Origin of the sequence: Capnocytophaga sp. oral taxon 332 str. F0381 (assembly GCF_000318275.2) — a bacterium.
Taxonomy (GTDB): Bacteria; Bacteroidota; Bacteroidia; order Flavobacteriales; family Flavobacteriaceae; genus Capnocytophaga; species Capnocytophaga bilenii.
Genome location: NZ_KB291339.1, coordinates 1 through 692, shown reverse-complemented (window position 1 = coordinate 692; position 692 = coordinate 1). Strand labels below are relative to the sequence as shown.

The following is a 692-nucleotide window of genomic DNA, read 5'->3' as shown; positions in this document are numbered from 1 at the left end:
GTAAACTCTAAGAGGCTTTGTCCCTTAAATAATTTCATAATACATTAATTTTCAGAGTGCAAATGTATGAAATTATTTTAACACCTCAATCTATTAATATATCTCATCAGAATATTTCGCAAATCTACATCTAAATAATATAATGCTACGACATCTGAAAATTTTGTTTCTCTCCTAAAATTACATTTTTTTTGTATTTTATGCAAATCAAATATAACCGACCCACATATTTGTCCTTCCTCCTTTCCTATCAAAAGCGGCTCCCACCTTTCCCCAGACAAACTCCCACTCTTCCCCTATGTGTGCTGCAAGCCATTTTTTATATAGTTTTTCGGTTTGTAGTTCATATTCCTCTGTCCAGTTTTCCCAAGGTGTATATCTTTCTTTTATAGAAAAAAATATCGTTTCGAGTTTTTCTCCTTCAAAACAAATAGAAATATCAAACTCTTTTCCCTCAAAAGGACATTTTTCAAAATAAATCCAATAAAACCCTGTCCCCACATCCCAGATATCATTATCAGGAAACAGCTCTCTGAGCGAGGAAAAAGTAGTTTTAGAAGAAATCACTACACCGTTTATAAGAAAAAAATCTCCATTTTCAGTATCTAAAAATAATATAGATTTTGTGCTGTTCATTTTTTATTCTATTAAAATATTTTTATTGAGGTGTCTATTTAATTACATACTAATTG

At 30.5% G+C, this 692-nt stretch carries 2 protein-coding genes; both read right to left on the bottom strand.

The annotated features are described in order from the left end of the window. Positions 1-77: 77 nt before the first annotated feature. Complete coding sequence (locus tag HMPREF9075_RS13900; RefSeq protein WP_232305101.1) at positions 78-206, bottom strand: Abi family protein; 129 nt, start codon at positions 204-206, stop codon at positions 78-80. Position 207: 1 nt separating this feature from the next. Further along, positions 208-636, bottom strand: a complete 429-nt coding sequence (locus tag HMPREF9075_RS10125; RefSeq protein ID WP_009416496.1) for a hypothetical protein — start codon at positions 634-636, stop codon at positions 208-210. Between the last annotated feature and the right edge of the window lie 56 nt (positions 637-692).

Excerpts from the sequence above, each read along its gene's own strand:
- HMPREF9075_RS10125 (WP_009416496.1), bottom strand. The coding sequence starts at position 636 with ATGAACAGCACAAAATCTATATTATTTTTAGATACTGAAAATGGAGAT.